Source organism: Bradyrhizobium japonicum USDA 6, from assembly GCF_000284375.1.
Taxonomy (GTDB): Bacteria; Pseudomonadota; Alphaproteobacteria; order Rhizobiales; family Xanthobacteraceae; genus Bradyrhizobium; species Bradyrhizobium japonicum.
In genome coordinates this window covers 3797971-3815145 of sequence record NC_017249.1, presented here as the reverse complement: position 1 = coordinate 3815145, position 17175 = coordinate 3797971, and the positions used below count along the sequence as shown (strand labels likewise).

The 17175-nt window shown below is 62.0% G+C and carries 16 protein-coding genes and 1 pseudogene; 5 read left to right on the top strand and 12 right to left on the bottom strand.

Features of this window, described 5'->3' with window-relative positions:
- Positions 1-85: 85 nt before the first annotated feature.
- The 3 genes from pseB to pseF are packed head-to-tail and all read left to right on the top strand — an operon-like array spanning position 86 to position 2951.
- The gene (pseB, locus tag BJ6T_RS17820; protein WP_014493847.1) at positions 86-1087 is read left to right on the top strand and encodes a UDP-N-acetylglucosamine 4,6-dehydratase (inverting); all 1002 of its coding nucleotides are present in this window, start codon (positions 86-88) and stop codon (positions 1085-1087) included.
- A complete protein-coding gene (gene pseC, locus BJ6T_RS17815) occupies positions 1084-2265 on the top strand; it encodes a UDP-4-amino-4,6-dideoxy-N-acetyl-beta-L-altrosamine transaminase (RefSeq protein ID WP_014493846.1) in 1182 nt (393 codons plus the stop codon). The genes pseB and pseC overlap by 4 nt, the downstream gene beginning before the upstream one ends.
- Positions 2262-2951 carry a pseudaminic acid cytidylyltransferase gene (pseF, locus tag BJ6T_RS17810; RefSeq protein ID WP_014493845.1) on the top strand — a complete coding sequence of 230 codons (690 nt, stop codon included), beginning with the start codon at positions 2262-2264 and terminating at the stop codon, positions 2949-2951. The genes pseC and pseF overlap by 4 nt, the downstream gene beginning before the upstream one ends.
- Here the strand turns inward: pseF and BJ6T_RS49680 are convergent.
- The 12 genes and pseudogenes from BJ6T_RS49680 to pseG all read right to left on the bottom strand — a co-directional run.
- Entirely contained in the window at positions 2948-3103 is a 156-nt protein-coding gene (locus tag BJ6T_RS49680) for an HAD hydrolase-like protein (protein WP_014493844.1), read from the bottom strand. The two genes, pseF and BJ6T_RS49680, sit on opposite strands and share 4 nt — an antisense overlap.
- Before the next feature lie 11 nt (positions 3104-3114).
- The gene (locus BJ6T_RS49675) at positions 3115-3507 is read right to left on the bottom strand and encodes a D-glycero-alpha-D-manno-heptose-1,7-bisphosphate 7-phosphatase (protein WP_014493843.1); all 393 of its coding nucleotides are present in this window, start codon (positions 3505-3507) and stop codon (positions 3115-3117) included.
- 100 nt (positions 3508-3607) lie between these two features.
- Positions 3608-4438: a hypothetical protein gene (locus tag BJ6T_RS17800; RefSeq protein WP_014493842.1), complete on the bottom strand. Its 831-nt coding sequence runs from the start codon at positions 4436-4438 to the stop codon at positions 3608-3610.
- A complete protein-coding gene (locus BJ6T_RS17795) occupies positions 4435-5871 on the bottom strand; it encodes a DUF6418 domain-containing protein (RefSeq protein ID WP_141378583.1) in 1437 nt (478 codons plus the stop codon). The genes BJ6T_RS17800 and BJ6T_RS17795 overlap by 4 nt, the downstream gene beginning before the upstream one ends.
- 76 nt (positions 5872-5947) lie before the next feature.
- Positions 5948-6811 (bottom strand): class I SAM-dependent methyltransferase, encoded by an 864-nt coding sequence (locus BJ6T_RS17790; RefSeq protein WP_240537982.1) that lies wholly within the window; start codon positions 6809-6811, stop codon positions 5948-5950.
- Positions 6812-6888: 77 nt separating this feature from the next.
- On the bottom strand, positions 6889-7776 hold the full coding sequence (locus tag BJ6T_RS17785) for a hypothetical protein (protein ID WP_014493839.1): 888 nt from the start codon (positions 7774-7776) through the stop codon (positions 6889-6891).
- Between the two features lie 188 nt (positions 7777-7964).
- A complete protein-coding gene (locus BJ6T_RS17780) occupies positions 7965-8717 on the bottom strand; it encodes a class I SAM-dependent methyltransferase (RefSeq protein ID WP_014493838.1) in 753 nt (250 codons plus the stop codon).
- A gap of 257 nt (positions 8718-8974) precedes the next feature.
- Positions 8975-10483, bottom strand: coding sequence for a lipopolysaccharide biosynthesis protein (locus BJ6T_RS17775; protein ID WP_014493837.1), 1509 nt, complete (start codon positions 10481-10483; stop codon positions 8975-8977).
- Between the two features lie 3 nt (positions 10484-10486).
- Entirely contained in the window at positions 10487-11881 is a 1395-nt protein-coding gene (locus BJ6T_RS17770; RefSeq protein WP_014493836.1) for a surface carbohydrate biosynthesis protein, read from the bottom strand.
- Positions 11874-12986: a pseudaminic acid synthase gene (gene pseI / locus BJ6T_RS17765; RefSeq protein WP_014493835.1), complete on the bottom strand. Its 1113-nt coding sequence runs from the start codon at positions 12984-12986 to the stop codon at positions 11874-11876. Before pseI ends, BJ6T_RS17770 begins: the two co-directional genes overlap by 8 nt.
- Positions 12979-13629 (bottom strand): formyltransferase family protein, encoded by a 651-nt coding sequence (locus BJ6T_RS17760; RefSeq protein ID WP_014493834.1) that lies wholly within the window; start codon positions 13627-13629, stop codon positions 12979-12981. Before BJ6T_RS17760 ends, pseI begins: the two co-directional genes overlap by 8 nt.
- Positions 13626-14567, bottom strand: a pseudogene (gene pseG / locus BJ6T_RS42595) (UDP-2,4-diacetamido-2,4,6-trideoxy-beta-L-altropyranose hydrolase); the annotation flags it as partial. The pseudogene pseG and the gene BJ6T_RS17760, both read right to left, overlap by 4 nt.
- A 445-nt stretch (positions 14568-15012) precedes the next feature.
- Here pseG and BJ6T_RS17750 point away from each other — a divergent pair.
- Both BJ6T_RS17750 and BJ6T_RS17745 read left to right on the top strand, forming a co-directional pair.
- Positions 15013-16413 carry a capsular polysaccharide export protein, LipB/KpsS family gene (locus tag BJ6T_RS17750; protein WP_014493832.1) on the top strand — a complete coding sequence of 467 codons (1401 nt, stop codon included), beginning with the start codon at positions 15013-15015 and terminating at the stop codon, positions 16411-16413.
- A 12-nt stretch (positions 16414-16425) separates the two neighbouring features.
- Entirely contained in the window at positions 16426-17175 is a 750-nt protein-coding gene (locus BJ6T_RS17745) for a glycosyltransferase family 2 protein (protein ID WP_014493831.1), read from the top strand.

Genomic DNA, 17175 nt, shown 5'->3' with positions numbered 1-17175 from the left:
TGGAGATTCCAGCCTAGACGGCCTCGAATGCCTATGGTAACAGCCGCCGTTCCCCCGACATCACCGCAAGCTGCTGTAAACGCCCATGTTTGACGAAAGATCTGTACTGATCACCGGAGGCACGGGCTCGTTCGGAAAGAAGTTCGTCGCCGGCCTCCTCAAGAACTTCAAGCCGCGTCGCGTCGTGGTCTATTCGCGCGACGAGCTGAAGCAATACGAGATGCAGCAGGACTTCGACCAGCCGGTGATGCGCTACTTCATCGGCGACGTGCGCGACGGCGAGCGCCTGCGCACCGCCATGAAGGGGATCGACTTCGTGATCCATGCTGCGGCGCTGAAGCAGGTTCCGGCCGCCGAATACAATCCCATGGAATGCATCAAGACCAACGTCCATGGCGCCGAGAACGTGATCCAGGCGGCGCTCGAGGCCAACGTCGAGAAGGTCATCGCGCTGTCGACCGACAAGGCGGCCCAGCCGATCAACCTCTACGGCGCGACCAAGCTCGCCTCCGACAAGCTGTTCATCGCCGCCAACAACATGGCCGGCGGCCATCGCACCGCGTTCAGCGTGGTTCGCTACGGCAACGTGGTCGGCTCGCGCGGCTCGATCGTTCCGCTGTTCAACAAGCTGATCGCCGAGGGCACCGACCATCTGCCGATCACCGACCCGCGCATGACGCGGTTCTGGATCTCCCTGCAACAGGGCGTCGACTTCGTGATCAAGAGCTTCGAGCGCATGTCGGGCGGCGAGATCTTCGTGCCGATGATCCCCTCTGTGCGCATTCCCGAGCTCGCGGCCGCGATGGCGCCGAACCTGCCGACCCGCGTGATCGGCATCCGGCCGGGTGAGAAGCTGCACGAAGTGATGTGCCCGACCGACGATTCGCATCTGACGCTGAAGTTCCACGACCACTTCGTGATCAAGCCGACGATCAAGTTCTTCCGCCGCGACGTCGACTATCTCACCAACCAGATCGGCGAGCACGGCGAGCCCGTGTCCGATGGCTTCGAGTATAATTCCGGCAGGAACGAGCATTTCCTCGACGTCGCCGAGATCAGAGAGTTCAACAAGATAGCGGTCCAATGATCCCCTATGGGCGCCAGGATATCTCTGCCGAGGACATCGACGCGGTCAGGGATGTCCTGACGTCGGACTGGCTGACGCAGGGACAGGCCGGCCCTCGCTTCGAGCAGGGGCTGGCGAAATATTGCGGCGCGGCCCACGGCATCGCCGTTTCGAACGCAACCGCAGCGCTTCACATTGCCTGTCTCGCGCTCGATCTCGGGCCTGGCGACATTCTGTGGACGGTGCCGAACACCTTCGTGGCGTCCGCCAATTGTGCTCTCTATTGCGGCGCGACCGTCGATTTCGTCGACATCGATCCGCGCACCTACAACATGAGCGTTGCTGCATTGGCCGAAAAGCTCGCGCAGGCGGAGGCCGCGGGCCGTCTTCCGAAGGTGGTGGTGCCTGTGCATTTTGCTGGGCAGTCCTGCGAGATGGTGGAGATCCGCGCGCTCGCCGACCGCTACCGCTTCCACATTGTCGAAGACGCCTCGCACGCGGTCGGCGGTGAGTACCGCGGACGCAAGGTCGGCGATGGCGCCCTCAGCGACGTCACCGTGTTCAGCTTCCATCCGGTCAAGATCATCACGACCGGTGAAGGCGGGATGCTGATGACCAACGCGCCGAAACTCGCCGAACGGCTCTCCTATCTGCGCAGTCACGGCATCATTCGCCCGATGCAGTCGCCCCCAACGGCCGACGAGCGGCGCTCCAACGAGGACCAGCACGGTCCCTGGATGTATGAGCAGATCGAGCTCGGGCTCAACTACCGCATGACCGATATCCAGGCCGCACTCGGCAGCAGCCAGCTCGTCCGGCTCGATGCGTTCGTGGAGCGCCGGCGCGAGCTCGCGGCGCGCTACGATCGCCTGCTGGCGAAGCTGCCGGTGACCCGCCCGTGGCAGCATCCGGACACGAACTCGGCCTGGCATCTCTACGTGATCCGGCTGCGGCGCAACGAGATCAAGCTCAGCCGCCGTCAAGTGTTCGAGGCGCTGCGTGCCGCCGGCATCGGCGTCAACGTGCATTACATTCCCGTGCACACGCAGCCCTATTATCAGCGCCTGGGCTTCAAGGTCGGCATGTTTCCGGAGGCCGAGAGCTATTACCAGGACGCCATCACGCTGCCGCTGTTCTCGAAAATGACGGATGCCGAGCAGGACACCGTCGTCGCGGCGCTTAGGAAGATCCTCGCGTGAAGATCGCCGTCATCCCGGCCCGCGGCGGCAGCAAGCGCATCCCGCGCAAGAACATCCGGCCGTTCTGCGGCAAGCCCATCATCGCCTATTCCATCGAGGCAGCGCAGGCGAGCGGCCTGTTCGACGAGATCATCGTCTCCACTGATGACGCTGAGATCGCCGAGGTGGCGCGCCAGTTCGGCGCGACAGCACCCTTCGTTCGTCCGAAGGAGATCTCCGACGACCACACCGGGACGGCCGCAGTCGTCAAGCACGCCGTCACTTGGTTCATCGAACGCGGTGACGACATCACCCATGTCTGCTGCGTCTACGCGACCGCCCCGCTGATCGAGGCCCGCTTCCTGCGTGAGGCCTATGAGGCCCTCACGAGCTCCGACGCCGCCTTCGCGTTTTCGGTGACAAGCTACGCCTTTCCGATCCAGCGTGCCTTGCGCATGACCCCGGCCGGCCGCGTCGATCCGTTTCATCCGGAGCATCGCCTCACCCGGTCGCAGGACCTCGAGCCGGCCTATCATGATGCAGGCCAATTCTACTGGGGCACGGCCGCGGCCTTCCTCGAAGACGTACCGATCTTCTCGGAGCGCTCCGTCGGGGTCGTGCTGCCGCGGCACCTCGTGCAGGACATCGACACCGTCGAAGATTGGGAGCAGGCGGAATACATGTTCCGCGCGGTCAATCGGGGCTAGCTCCGGGCGGCGAGCAGCGGACGAAGGAATGCGGCCAGATCGCCTCCCCGGAACAGATGTCCGGGTATTCCCGCGGCGACGGCGGCCTCGATGTCGCGGGCATTGTCGCCGACGAGCAGACTGCCCTCGGCGCGGACCGGCCACGCCTTCATGCAATCCAATATCATGCCGGGGCCGGCTTGCGCCGGTCGCTCGCGCGTCGGTACGCCTCGACCGTGCCCTCCTCATGGTAGGGACAGTACTGGAAGTCGTCGATATGGGCGCCGATTGCGCCCAGCTCGCTATTCATCCAGTCGTGCAGACGATGAATATCATCCACGCTAAAGTAGCCGCGGGCGACGCCCGATTGATTGGTGACGACGAAGACGTAATAGCCGAGATCGTTGCACAGCTTGACGGCCTCGCGCGCTCCCTGCATCCATTCGAAGTCGTCGATCCTGTGCACATAGTCCTTGTCGACGTTGAGCACACCATCGCGATCGAAGAATACGGCCGGGCGTCTCAGCCGGTCCGTCAGCTCGCTTCCGTCATGCCCAGGATCAGCGGGATTTTGCACGTTGAAGAAGGCTCCGCAACCATTTGGCCTAGAGTCGCCCGATCCGCGGCCGAGCTCATCTCACATGCCGGCATCGACAACCCGCGAATGGATCGGCAGTCTAAGCTGATACTGGCCTGCTCACCATGGCGTATACGAGCATGATCAGCAGAACGATCGCACCGGCGAAAATTGCGTGCCGAAGCGGATTTGGGGAAACCTGCCGGACCGTGACATCGTCGCTGAGCGTCGCGGGGTAGGTCTTGGACGGCCCCATCCGCTCCGCCAGTGCGCGTCGATCGTTCGTCGCAACCACCAACTTTTCCTCGTTGCGCACAATCAGATCGAGCAACCACACTCGCCGCAGCATCAACGAGGCTGGATCGCTCACACCGATCGAGCCAAGGGACGCCAGCTCCTCCCGAACCCTGATGAGACTGGCGATATTGGAATCTACCAAGGCGATCTGGGTGTTGACCTCAGAGAGCGCTGGCGCACGAATCTTCTCTTGATCGGCGTTCAGCGTCCGCACTGCGGCCTGGAGCGCCTCGGTGGCGGCTTGCTCACTCGGAGCACCGACGGACAGAGCGAGCATTTCGGAAGTTGCAGGCCGCACATCGAAGCTGTCCAGCATCAATCTACGTGCCTTGGCGTCGCCATCAGCCGATGAGTCCGCGGTCCCGAACGCCCGGCGCTTGAACGACGCCGAGTTCATCTGGAATACGATCGAGGACATCGGCGCGACCTCGGCTCCATCAACCCGGCCGACCCGCACAACGGCTTGCGCCGCGTAACCGACGGGACGCATCCAGTCTGCGACGAACACAACCAGCGCTGCAACAAGCGGAATCAGGACAACGGACTTCAGCCGAAATCTAACCGCGCGGGTCAGATAGCTGAACATCCCGCCGACATAGGAAACAGCCGATAGGGAAGCCGTCGCATCTCTCATGGCGTGACTTCCTTCTCAAGTGCCATCGCTTGGCCCGCTCCAGGCGATGCCGATACCATCAACCTCGCCCGCCACCTATCTTCCAGGACGTAAACGAAAATCGCAGCCCCCAATTTCGTCATAAAGGTCAATTGGATAAACGAATTCATCATTCCCGACGCGAGGTAGACTTCAACTGCATACAATATTGGCGTCAGGAAAAAGCAAGTGGCATATCGCTGCTCCACGATACAGCGCGTCACCAAGAACAAGAACTCCGAAAACATGATTGCCGAAAGCACAACCAGAATAAATCCGTTAACCGGTCCACCAAGTTCGAACAAGACTTCCGGCCAGCCGCCCGTGTAGGCCACCCCCAGATCGAGCAAGGCATGCGCGCGCTCGATCGGCAGACCAAGCTCCATCAGCAGCTGCATCGTCGAATTGCGGTTGGGGTTGAAAGGATCCAGGAAAAGCTTGACGAAGGCCAGAGGCGCGTTCCAGTCCCCGTGCAGAAAAACGCGCTCATACGTCATCCACCACATCTCGCCCTGCTGCACCAGGAGCCGCTGGGTGAGTTTGGCCTGAAGCAACTCCGATTCCGCGCCACGCACGACGGTATAGGAATATGTGAGAGCCCCCAGAACGAGGACACCAAGACAGGCCACCGGCAACCACAGAGCGCGCAGCATGCGGTAGAATGCCAAGTTGTCGAACGCTGCGGCTTTGCTGCGCCCCAGGACAATGCTGCCCATGGGCATAATGAAGAACGAGAAATACAGAAAGAACGACGAGAACCTGTGCCCGACAAAGAGCAGATAAACCATCAGGCTGCCGAACAGCGCTCCAAATCGGTAGTCGAAGCGTGCGCCACGCAGCACCGGCGTCGCGAAAAGCAATCCTAGCTGGAAAGCCAGCATCGGCCCCCAATCCATCAGTCGTCCGTGGAGAAAGCCTCCGAATTGCCGCGAATAGTCCAGCCGTTCGATTTTGCTGAAAAGCGGGATCGTCCCCCGGGTCAACATCTCGATCCAGAGAGCAACCTCGAACAAGAGGATGACCCAGAACGCCAGATTGAACAAATCGAGACGTCCGGTCGGCAGGAAACTCGACATTTTGAAATTGGACGCGGCCGCGAGAGCCTTCAAACGCTGTGGATGAAAGGAGACCAGCAACATCAGGAGGACAAGGACATGGCTGGCGCCCAGCGGCACCGCCGCAAGCCCGGGACCAATGCTTCTTTCCAGCTGCTCGGAGACGATCGGTCCGAATACGTCAATGTAGAAGACTGAGACGAGTCTCCAGGCACAATAAAAGAAGAAAAAGAAAGTGAGGAAAAGCAATCCGGGCTGGCTCAGCGAAATTCGGAAGATAAGCGCAAGAACCAACAACGTAACGGCTGCATTCAACAGCAACGAGAGCAGCGTTTCGAACTCCCACAGCAGTGCGCCCACTTCACGTTCCCCCATCCACGCAACCCGGCGCGGCGAGGCGCGCCCTGGAAAGCCTCGAACTGGAAGCCTGGCTCGATCAACCGCTCAGCGGCTCCCATGCATACAAGAGACCGTCGTTGTGCAATGTGGGAGCGTAGGCCATCCGCTCGCGAGCAAGAATGCGAATCCGCCCCTTCCGCTCGAGCTCATCCAGCAAAGCGAAAAGACGGGTCTGGTAATCCACTGATTTCAAGTAGATCCGACTGGCCAGATCGCGCGGATCCGACAAATTCAGCATATCGATCGCGGGCTCGATGTTCACGACACGGCCCGGCCGCGCCCGCAGAATGTTCTCGATCACGGCATCCACGGCGTAGGGGATTTGCTCAATGCAGAAGTGAGTGAAGATCGTTGCGCCTGCGAGTTGGCTGAACTGGGGATCATGTGCGTCCGTCAGATCGATCCGGTCGAAGCTGACGCGCCCATCCAGGCCATAATGGCGCGCGATCTGTCGTCCCGCTTCAATGCCGTTCGGCGCGATGTCGAAGCCGCGAAGTTGCGTCCAGCGAGGATCCAAGCTGAGCGAAAACAGGTTATAACCGGTCCCGGAGCCCAATTCGACCAGGGACGTCGCATCGCCGACGTGGCGCATCATCAGTTCCGACAGCGCCCGGATGCGATACTTGTAATAGTCCTTCGTGGCGATACGTACGAGTTGACCGTTTACCTTGGCCAGTCGAGGTGAGCGACTCTGCCCCGCGAGAAACTCTTCCAGAGGCGCATCGAGCCAGGCGCGCTCGTTCAGCACCCTGTCCCAGGCGCCGCCATTGTATTCGGAATCGACGACGTCGCCCGTCCGTTTGACATTCTTGAAGGCAAGGCGAAGGAGGCTCCGTGCGAAGTCCGACGCATAGGCACGGGACAACTCCAGCGTCGATGCCGGTTCGATATCAGGCGACACTGTCAATTACGCCTCTAGATTGCTGATCCATGGAAATCTCGGTGGCCTCGCCGTTCGCGATAGCGGAAACGCCAAGGTCAACCAAGCCCCAGGATCAACTTGTCCCGTTCGGAGGTGCCCGGAGTTGCACGGAACGGCCGGTTCTTGCCCCCGGGAAACATACGGGGAAAAGCAATGAAGGTCGCGGTGTACATCAGCCGGCCATGACCGGGGGCGATCCGGCTGCCCATGTGCAGACAACGGCTGGTATCGATCATGAACGAAACAAGACGAGGCGCCTTCATCACCTTCACGTCTTGACGCGGTACCTTCCCGAATACCTCGTCGTCACTGAAATGACTTCCGAGCAGCGGATAGCCAAATCGATCGGTCGATTGCCGCGACAGGAACGTGAAGGGACCGTCGGCGTCCTCCTGCACGTCGGTCAGATAGGTATAGAACTTCACCACCCTGACATCGTCATGATCACGATGCCACAGTTGCGATGACGCGAGCGCCTGCCCGGTGTGCCTCGAATACGACAGCATGACGTAGTCGAGCCAGGGGACTTCCCCGAGCGCCGAGGCAACGACATTCACCACGCCTGGCTGCAGAGCGTAGCGCACAAACAGATTATCGGCCGCGAGTTTGCCGTCGACCATCTCCGAGTCGAGCAAGTGGACCAGGAATTTTTTCCAGTATCCGGCCTGCTGCTTGTCGGCGGCGTCGATTTCCGAGAGCTTTGCTTCGCCCGAAGCGGCAAGCTGCTGCAGCAAGGAGGGGTCGATCAGTTCGCTGACGATGGCATAACCGTCGCGATTCAAATCCTTCGCCGCGGCCTTCTGCGCCGCGCTGACGTCCAAGCCGTTCAACTCTTGCTTGCGCTGCCGTTTGGCGCCGTAATGCCAGGTGCTGACACCCGTCTTGACTGCCCATCGCAGCGGCGACCGGTTCACCTGCCAAAGCGCCCTGGACATCAATCCCATCTTTGTCGTCCCCAACCTGCCGGAATATCGTTCAGACCCCTTGACCGGCCCGGTCAAGCGATTTGCCCCTTAGCAAATCCATGCATTATGGGCAACCGAAGAGTACCCCTCCGGAACCGGACATCCTAGAAGATGTAGAAACGGATCCCCTGTCGCCAGAGCGGGAATCGATCTTTGTACCCGATCGCTCAGTTCCGATGAACGACAATCATGGCCGTCATATCGTTGATCCAAAGTCGACCGATATTGCGCGCGACATTGATCTCCGGCGGTATGCGAATGCAATCGACGCGGGAAACGCCGGGCATGGATTCGTACTCCGCTACATAGTCCCGAACCCAGCGATCTGACAGGAAAGACGAACGCCAATTTCGTCCGTTTTGCAGTTCCGCTGGAGTCCAAGCATTGTACTCCACGTGGATAATCGCCTTGCGGGCAAGTTTGAGTGCCTGTTGCTTCGCGGCTGCGAAGATTTCGTCGTTTACGTGCATTGTGGCACCGCAGCTGAAGACCACGTCCGCACCCTCGATGCCGTTGCGCTCGAGCACGCCCGCCACATCGGCCATCGAACCGGTCAGCAGCTTCGCTCCGCAGCCCTCTGGCATGTGTTGCATGCCCCATTTGACGGCGTTGTCGTTCAGCTCGACGCCATAAAGCTTGATGTTGCGATCGGCCCGCCAAATCGCCTGAAGATTTGCCCCGACATTCGGGCCGAGTTCGACCACCGATTCCGGCCGCAGGCCGGCGCAATAGTTCGCAAGCCAATCCCGCAAGGGCGTATTCTTTGCATAGTCGAGAAACGCTGCCTCGCTCCTTTCGGTCCGCCAGAAATCCTGCCATACGGCAGACTCCCGCGCCCTCACCAGCACGGGCAGAGGCCCGATATTGGTCGCAGCACGCCAGAGGAGAACCTTGGGGTGGAAACTGGGAAGCCTGAACACGAAATTCTCCCGCCTGTCTTAACGCAAATGCCGGCTATTTGTGTGCAGCGCCGGTCAATTCTGCAAGCTGCCGGCGGTTGGCCGCTTCAGCTCCTCAATTTTAGATGAAGACCGGGCCTGATCAAGGCCTCCAGCATCGGATCCAGGAGGGACCAGCCGAGTTCCGGAGCCAGCGCTCCCGACCGTGCCGAGGATGCCGACACTCTGACGCTGCCCCGACCGCTCGCCGACAGCGAAATTGGATTGATGCAACAAGATCACCGCTGCGTCAGCGCGCGGGCGAATTTGCCGAACATGGCGCGATCGCTCTGTGACAGGATCAGAGCGACGCTCAGCACCCATGCGGCGAGGCAGGCAATCGCTCCCACGATGATCAGTGCCGGAAGGGTGTACGGCGTCGAATAGGTCTTATAGGCGATCGTCCCCGCGGCGAGCACAGCGGCCACCAATGTCTGCTTGCCCAGTTGCTCCCAGAACAACATCCTTGGCAGGTGCATGACCGAGAGCATGCGGTGCGCGATCAGGGGCGCAAATACGACATAAGATAGCACCCACCCCAATATGAAGGCACGCTCGCGCAGCCATGCCAGCGTCAGTGCTGTCACCACATACTGCGCCAGGACCTGCAGATAAAGCAGCCGCGTGTTGAGACGCAGGAAATCCGACCTGACCATCAAAGCGGTTTGCCCGGCCCCCAGCATGACAGTCACAGCGGGAACCAACAGCGACAGAGCCAACCACGGCCATTCGCTCGAATGCTCGGGCCCGACCCAGACCCGCAATATGTCTTGAGAAAACAACGCAACGACGACAAGGATTGGCACAACGATGGCGGCAGGTAGAACGAGGCCATTTCGTCCCAGCAATTGCAATCGTCTAACGTCGGTTCGTTCGTCGAGATGTGCCGAAATCGGAAGAATTGCCGAGTAGAGCGGGCTCATTGTCGTCTTGAGAAAGCGGGGAAGGCGTGTCAGCACGTCGTAGGTTCCCACTTCGACGGGACTGTAGAGTGCACCGATAGCCAGCGGAACCAGCGTCTGCTGGAAAGTGCCTGCGATACGGTTGTTAAACATCAGCCAACACCTGTAGGCCACGTCGTGCCGGCTCGAGGGTGTCCATGACCTGAAACGGAGCGAGGTGTTGCGCGCAAAGAGCCAGACGACGAGCGCAAGCACCACGTATTTGGCCACAATCGTCGCGAGATAGGCGTAGGCGATCCAGGCAAATGAAAGGTTGCTCCAGACAGCGATGAAGATCGATCCCACGTAGGCGACGCTTCCCGCCACCTCGGTCAATCGCAGCCAGCTGTACTGCTCAAATCCCTTGAGCGCTCCTTCGGCGGCCAGCCCCAGGAAGGCGATTGGCATGATCAGCGCGGTCACCTTCAAGATGGCAATGAAATCCGCGGACTGATCGGCGTGAACCTTGAAGATGGCGGCCAGGTCCGCCGCGCAAAACCACAGCAGTACGCCCGAGAGCAATCCGGTGACCAGGGCGAGCATGGTCAGCAACGAAACCTTTTCACCGGCCGTGGACCAATCCCCGAGCCGCCCCCGCGCAATCACCTGAGTCGTGATCTCGGAAACGCCGAGATCAATCACTGCGAGAAAGCCGCTGGGCAGAAAGGAGCGCAAGAGCACGATAAGCCCCAGCACCGCGAGCCCATAGGACTTCGCAATTAGGCCTACCGCGAACAGGCCCAGCACCCCGGCAACGCCATAGGCGACGGCCGAGATTGCGGTGTTATGAAGAAACCGACGCAGCACGGTTCAGTTCACTTCCGCAAGCTGCAGGCTGGCGCCACTGAACATGCCGCCCCGAATATTTGCGGGCGTCCGGGCGACAAACCGGCGCCGGTCCACCGAAGCAGCGTCGATACGCTGCAATATGGTGTTGACCAGTCCATCGCCGAATTGCTTGCCCGCACGGCGACGCTCGCCCTCGGCCGAGCCGTAGAGGCGACGCAAAGCCCTGCTTGCCCTGTGCCCCAAGGTGCGACGGGCGGCCGCCGCCGCGAGCCCGCGAAGCGACGGCGAGCGCGACCCGGCCGCCGGACGGAGATCCTGCTCGGCCACGGCCATCGTCGACAACACTGCCTCCGAAACCCGAACGGAGCTCGCGCCGTCCATGGCAAGGTAGAGATCGCTGATGATTTCCCGGCGAAAGTCCACAATCTCGGAAGAGGGTTGCGCCAGCTTGCCCTCAAGGCCCTGCCGCACCAACTCGATCAGCTCCGCTTCGCTACGCGCCGGACGGCTGACCCGGGTCGCCGCATCGAGCCGAAGGGCCGGCGTGTTGAACCACTCCATGCTCAGCGGCTCCACGTTCAGCATCGTGGCCTCGATGGCGGTCGAGCAATTCTGATGAACCAGCAGGCGCGCACCGCTGATCCATTCGAGCGAGGTTCCACTCTGGATCACGCTTGCATTCGGCAAGTCGGCGAAGCCCCCGTATGAATCGAGATTTTCAAACGGATGCGGCCGCAACACAAACGGCACGTCGGAAAAATGCTTCGCAAGCTCGATCGCCATGCCCAGCGTGTGGCGATAAGCTTCCCGGCCGTCTGCGATGAACTGGCGCGCGAACTCGCGGGTGAAACCAGCCTGCACCATGGCCCCCTCCTCGTCGGAGGAGCTGCCCGAAAATCGCGGGTTTACGGTCGGAAAGTTCGTGTTGATCAAGACATAACCCGACGCTACCGACGGTTCGGGCAATGCGGCACGCCAGGGGGGCGCGCAGAAATCGTACCGGGGGCAGCCGGTCGCGCGAAGGATCTCAGCGGGGACAGTGCCTTGCCGCAGGAAAGCGGCATATTGCGCCTGTCCCCAAACGCAATAGAGATCGACGAGGTCGGTGCATCCGGTCCCCTTCACCATGCCGGCGAATTGGTCGGCGTTCTTGCCGCCGATGCCCTCGGTGTCCAGAACGCCAACCAGAACTCCCGCGCGCTTATAGGATTTGATCAGGTCGACATTGTTGGGCCGGATGTAGTTGACGAGCACCATATCGGGCCGCAGCGCCAGAACATCGAACCCCTGCTCGTACATCGGCACCAGCGTGGCCAGTGCGCCGCGCGTTGCCAGTTGGCGCGCCAGCAACACCAGCCCTTCGAGGTCGCGAAGCGGGTTGTCGACGATCAGGCAGACATGCGGCTGGTCAGCCACGCGCGCTCCTCGCCGCAGTCACCTGCTGCGCAGACGCCGCTTCTTCAGCGGATGACAGCAGGTCCCAGCTCATCGGCGTACCGCGGCGAACCGCCTGGCCCACGCGCTTACCCATCAGCGTCTCGAAATATTTTGGCGGCAGACCGAGACCGGGGCGAATGATCCGCAAATTCTCCCCGGTCAGCACGTCGCCGGGCGCGAGGTCTTCGGCCACATAGAGCGAACGGCGGAAGATCAGGGAGTCCCGCTCCTTCTCCATCAAGCCGTAGCGGACTTCGCCAAGCGCCATCCAGGCCCGCTCGGTCTCGACCACGAGCGCCGCCATCTCCGAAGGCTCCATAGAAAACGTCGAGTCGACGCCTCCGTCGGCCCGCGCAAGCGTAAAGTGCTTCTCGATCACGCTTGCGCCGAGCGCCACGCTCGCCACCGAAGCGCCGATCCCGAAAGTGTGGTCCGACAACCCCACCTCGCAATCAAACAACGCGCGCAGGTGCGGAATCGTCATGAGATTGGTATCCGAGGGCGTCGCCGGATAGGTGCTCGTGCATTTCAGCAGCACGAGCTGCTTGCAGCCCGCCGCTCGCGCCGCACGGACCGTCTCGTCGAGATCGGCAACACTTGCCATGCCGGTGGAGATGATCATCGGTTTTCCGGTCGCAGCAACCTTGCGGATGAGCGGCAGATCGGTGTTCTCGAAGGAAGCAATCTTATAGCAGGGAACGCCAAGGCTCTCGAGAAAGTCGACTGCCGTTGCATCGAAAGGCGTGGAGAACGGAATCATGCCAAGCGACCGCGCGCGCTCGAAGATCGGTGCGTGCCACTCCCACGGCGTGTAGGCCTCCTGATAGAGCTTGTGCAGCGACCGCCCCTTCCAGAGGCTGTTGGGATCATCGATGAAGAACTCGTCGCTGCCAAGGTCGAGCGTCATCGTATCGGCGGTGTAGGTCTGAAGCTTGAGCGCATGCGCGCCCGATTTCGCTGCGGCGTCAACGATCGCCAACGCGCGCTCCAGCGACTGGTTATGGTTGCCGGACATCTCCGCAATGATGAACGGCCGATGCGCTTGGCCGATCGACCGCCCGGCAATGGATATCGTGTCACTCATCGGTCGCTTCCACCTTCTCAATACGCACCACGTAGCGATGACCACGGAAATCGAAGAACGCGGGAAAACGTTGCGGATCTACCACTCTCAGGAGCTCGAACTGCTCAGCGATCGAGCGGTTCGGATCCAGCCGCGAATCCTCGGGCCCACGTCTTCGGTAGTAGGTCGGAGCGCGACCATCCTGCCGCATACGCGCCCTTCGCCCCTCAACGGCCACCGCCTCGCTCATCAGCTCCATTTCGATGGCAAAGAGCTTCGCGTTGATCTCGTCATAGAGCTCATGGCCTTCGAGCACCATGTGGCGCTGCGCCCAAATGGCGCCGGTATCCACCTGATCCTCCGCCTCAAGCAACGAAACGACGATATCATGCTTTCCTTCGAGAATCTGCCAAATATGGGGGGACCAGCCGCGCCCGAGCGGGAGGTCGCTGGCATGGATCACCAAGCTCGCACCGTATCTCGCCCGGTCCTGCGCCGAGATGATTTCATGACACGAGATCAGGAAAAGGATATCCCCGCCCGTCAGCTCGGCCTTCTTTTGCACGAGTTCGACATCGTGCGAGGCGCGCGCAAGCCTCGCCCACTGTTCCAGATGGGCGTAGACCGGGTGTGAGGCACTTGAGCAGACAATCGAAATCTTCATACTTTGATCACAAAGCGGAACACGGTTCCCCGAGACCGCGCCGCGTTTAGCACAAAAACCGGTCCTTCTGCCAAATACATGGCTTCGCCGCTCCTGCCCGCCCTAACCGGGAGTGGTCCGCATGCAGGCCACGACCCGCTCCGCCCCCGCCCGTCGACCAGGGCCAGCGCGGCTTCGCCCAGCGCCTTGGTCCGGGCAGCATCGTCCAGCAGCGCTCGAATCGAGTCGGCCAGAGCTGCTCTGGATACGTCATTGGCCGCCCCGAGATAGACGGCCGCACGTTCCGCAGCCAATGCCTCGAGCGCGCCGACCTGATTCGACGCGATATCGACTGCGATCACGGGCAGACCCACGCAGCAACGCTCCCAGCTCATGACGCCGCCGGCCCCGATCGACAGGTCCGCCCGCCGCATCAACTCGGCAATATTGTTCGCTCCCCGATGCAGCTCGGCGCCCGACAGTCCGTGACAGAGTTGTGCAACCGAGTCCACATGCGGATTGCTTAAACCGATGACGGCATCCACGGCGAGCGACGGATGGGCCAGGCTCGCGACCGCCTCCAGCGCCTTCGCGGTCTCATTGCTCGGATCGGAGCCGCCGAAGCAGATCAGGATGCGATTGATCTCGCCGCTGCGCCGGGTGAGGAGAGCGCGCTGCGCGGCAAACTCCGGACGAAGCAGCGCATAGCCGGGCCCGAGCAATTGCACGCAGGCCGCCGGCACGCGGCCGCGATAGCGCGTCTCCATGCCCTGGACCAGGTTCTGGTCGAGCAGGAGCTCGCAATCATGGTCGCGGTCGGCGAGGTCGTCGACGGCGAGGATGCGCATGCCGTCGCGCCGGCAGACTTGCTCCCATCTTGCGTCGAGGGCGTAATGATCGACGATGAGCCATTCGGCCGCACCGATCTCGTCGAGGGCGCTGCGGGTCTGGTCTGCGTCTTGTTGCCAATGGGTCGGTAGCCAATGCGCGTACGGCCCCCGCCATCGTCAGCCCCGGCCGGCCGCGCGAGCGGATCGGATAACAGCCGCACCGCGTGTCCGTGGCTCTCGACAAGGTGTGCCAACCCGGCCGCGTGGCTGCGCATGAGGAAGCACGATCGCGCTCCGTCCGCGGCGAGGGCGTCGGCGAGCGTGAGACACCGCGTGAGGTGACCAAGCCCCATCTCGACCGAAGCATCGACGCGGAAGACGACCTGCTTATTCATCGCTTTGCGCCCGCCTTCCTCGATTCCGCCCCGGGCCGCCGGCACCGGGTGCCCGCGACGGTTGGCCAGATAGGGCCGTCTCCTACCACACTTCTGCGGTGGAACCGGCCCCAATCCACCCTTGAGCTATCGTGCAGGCTTCTATATGCGGAAACCGCAACCGAGCAACCCTGCCCCACATGTCGCCCGAGAAAACCCTTCTGATCACGACGCTGGCCGAATACCAGACCCGATTCTGGATTCCGGTGGCGCAGCGGCTGCGCGCGGCGGGATATGCGGTCGAGCTGCTCGCCTTCGACGATCGCAGCGCCGAGATGTCGGCGGCCGCAGGCGTCCCGGTCATGAACATGTACCGCGAAGGCCTCAAGACCGGCCCCTCGCCCGATGACCGGCAGGCCTTCGATGCCCGCATCGAAGCCTACGGTCTGGACGGCTCCAACTTCCTGTTCAGCCACGAGCGCTTCACCTTCGGCATCCGCGACACCGCCGCGCTGCGCCGTCGCTTCATGATCTACACCAACGCCATGGAGGCGCTGCTCGACCGGCTGGAGAGCCAAGGCACACGCGCCGAGCTGGTGCAGGAGCTCGGCGGCTTCCTCTCCGTGATCACGAGCTTCTACGCGGCGAAGCGCCGCGGCATCCGCAACTGGTTCATCGAGCCGTCGTTCTTTCGCGGACGGATGTATTTCACGCCCGACAGTTTTGGCGCGCCCGAGATGATGGCGAAGCCAGCCGACGACGTCTCGGCTGATGTGAAATCCTATCTCGATGCCACGCTGAACCAGCGCGCGATCGTGATCCCGAAGAAGGACGCGCATCATTACTCGGCGGCCTTCAAGAAGGTCGTGAACCTGCGCAACTCGCGCCGCCTCGCCGAAAAACTGTGGGACCAGTTCGCGCTCGGCAAGCACCAGGAGTTCGGACACAATCTGCGGCACGCGAGGGTGCACGCGATGATGGCCGTCAACGCGGCGAGACTTCGCAAGCTCTATCGCCCGGTCCCCGAGACGCCGTTCGTCTACTATCCCTTCCACGTTCCCGCCGACATGGCGCTGACGCTGCGCGCGCCTGATTATCTCGACCAGGTCGCGACCGTCGACTTCCTGCTGCGGACGATCCCGGATTCGCACCTGCTCGTCGTCAAGGAGCATCCCGCGCAGATCGGCGCGATCTCCGCGGATCGGCTGTTCGAGCTCGCACGGCGCTTCGACAATCTCGTCTTGTTGCCACCGCAGACCAACAATTACGCTGTCCTCAACCGGGCCGATGCCGTCATCTCCGTCAACAGCAAGTCGGGCGCCGAAGCGCTGCTGCTCGGCAAGCCGGTCGTGGTGATGGGCGATGCGTTCTATCGCACCTGCCCGCTGGTCTATTCTACCGACCGTCTCGCCGACGTGCCGAAGCGCCTGCGCGAGGCGCTCAGGGCCGGACCGTTCGACCCGGCCAGCGGAGCGCCTTATTTCGAAGCCGCGTGGCGGCGCTCGTTTCCCGGCGAGCTCTACATCGGCGATCCCGGGCTGCTCGACACGTTCACGGCCTCGTTGCGAGCCGCGCTCGCCGAGCCTGCGGCTGCTCTCTGAACGGATCACGCGATGCCTCTCGTCTCCATCATCATGCCGTCCTGGAACGTCGAGCGCTTCATCGAGGAAACCATCCATTCGGTGCAGGCCCAGACTTTCGACGACTGGGAATTGCTGATCGCCGATGACTGCTCGACGGATCGCACCCCCAAGATCATCGCGGAGATCGGCGAACGCGACCCGCGCGTCAAGCTGATCCGGCTGCCGAAGAACGGCGGTCCGGCGCTGGCGCGCCAGGCCGCGATCGACGAGGCAAAGGGCCGCTATCTCGCCTTCCTCGACAGCGACGATCTGTGGCTGCCCGCGAAGCTCGAACGCCAGCTCGCCTTTGCCCGGGAGAAAGGCGCCGCGCTGAGCTACACCGCGTTCCGCCGCATCGACGAGGCCAACACCATGTCCGGCCGGCTGATCGCGGTGCCGGCGCAGCTCAGCTACGATCAGCTCCTGAAAAACACCTCGATCGCGACATTGACCGCGCTGGTCGACCTCGAGATTTCGGGGCCTGTCGCGATGACCAACGAGGGCTACGACGATTTCTGCCTGTGGCTCTCCATCCTCCGGCGCGGCCATATCGCCCACGGCCTCAATGAGGATCTGGCGCGCTACCGCGTCAGGGGCTCGTCCGTCTCCAGCCGCCCGGTGCGCTCCGCCAAATGGGTCTGGAACGTCTACCGCAACGTCGAGCGACTGCCGCTGCTCAAGTCGGCCTGGTGCTTCGGCCATTGGAGCGCGCGCGCCTGGCTCAAGCGGCGGCAATTCTAG

Bases quoted from the DNA above. Each gene is read 5' to 3' on its own strand.
- pseB (WP_014493847.1), top strand. From the start codon at position 86: ATGTTTGACGAAAGATCTGTACTGATCACCGGAGGCACGGGCTCGTTC.
- pseC (WP_014493846.1), top strand. From the start codon at position 1,084: ATGATCCCCTATGGGCGCCAGGATATCTCTGCCGAGGACATCGACGCG.
- BJ6T_RS49680 (WP_014493844.1), bottom strand. From the start codon at position 3,103: ATGAAGGCGTGGCCGGTCCGCGCCGAGGGCAGTCTGCTCGTCGGCGAC.
- BJ6T_RS17800 (WP_014493842.1), bottom strand. From the start codon at position 4,438: ATGAGAGATGCGACGGCTTCCCTATCGGCTGTTTCCTATGTCGGCGGG.
- BJ6T_RS17785 (WP_014493839.1), bottom strand. From the start codon at position 7,776: ATGGGATTGATGTCCAGGGCGCTTTGGCAGGTGAACCGGTCGCCGCTG.
- pseI (WP_014493835.1), bottom strand. From the start codon at position 12,986: ATGAGTGACACGATATCCATTGCCGGGCGGTCGATCGGCCAAGCGCAT.
- BJ6T_RS17760 (WP_014493834.1), bottom strand. From the start codon at position 13,629: ATGAAGATTTCGATTGTCTGCTCAAGTGCCTCACACCCGGTCTACGCC.
- BJ6T_RS17750 (WP_014493832.1), top strand. From the start codon at position 15,013: ATGTCGCCCGAGAAAACCCTTCTGATCACGACGCTGGCCGAATACCAG.
- BJ6T_RS17745 (WP_014493831.1), top strand. From the start codon at position 16,426: ATGCCTCTCGTCTCCATCATCATGCCGTCCTGGAACGTCGAGCGCTTC.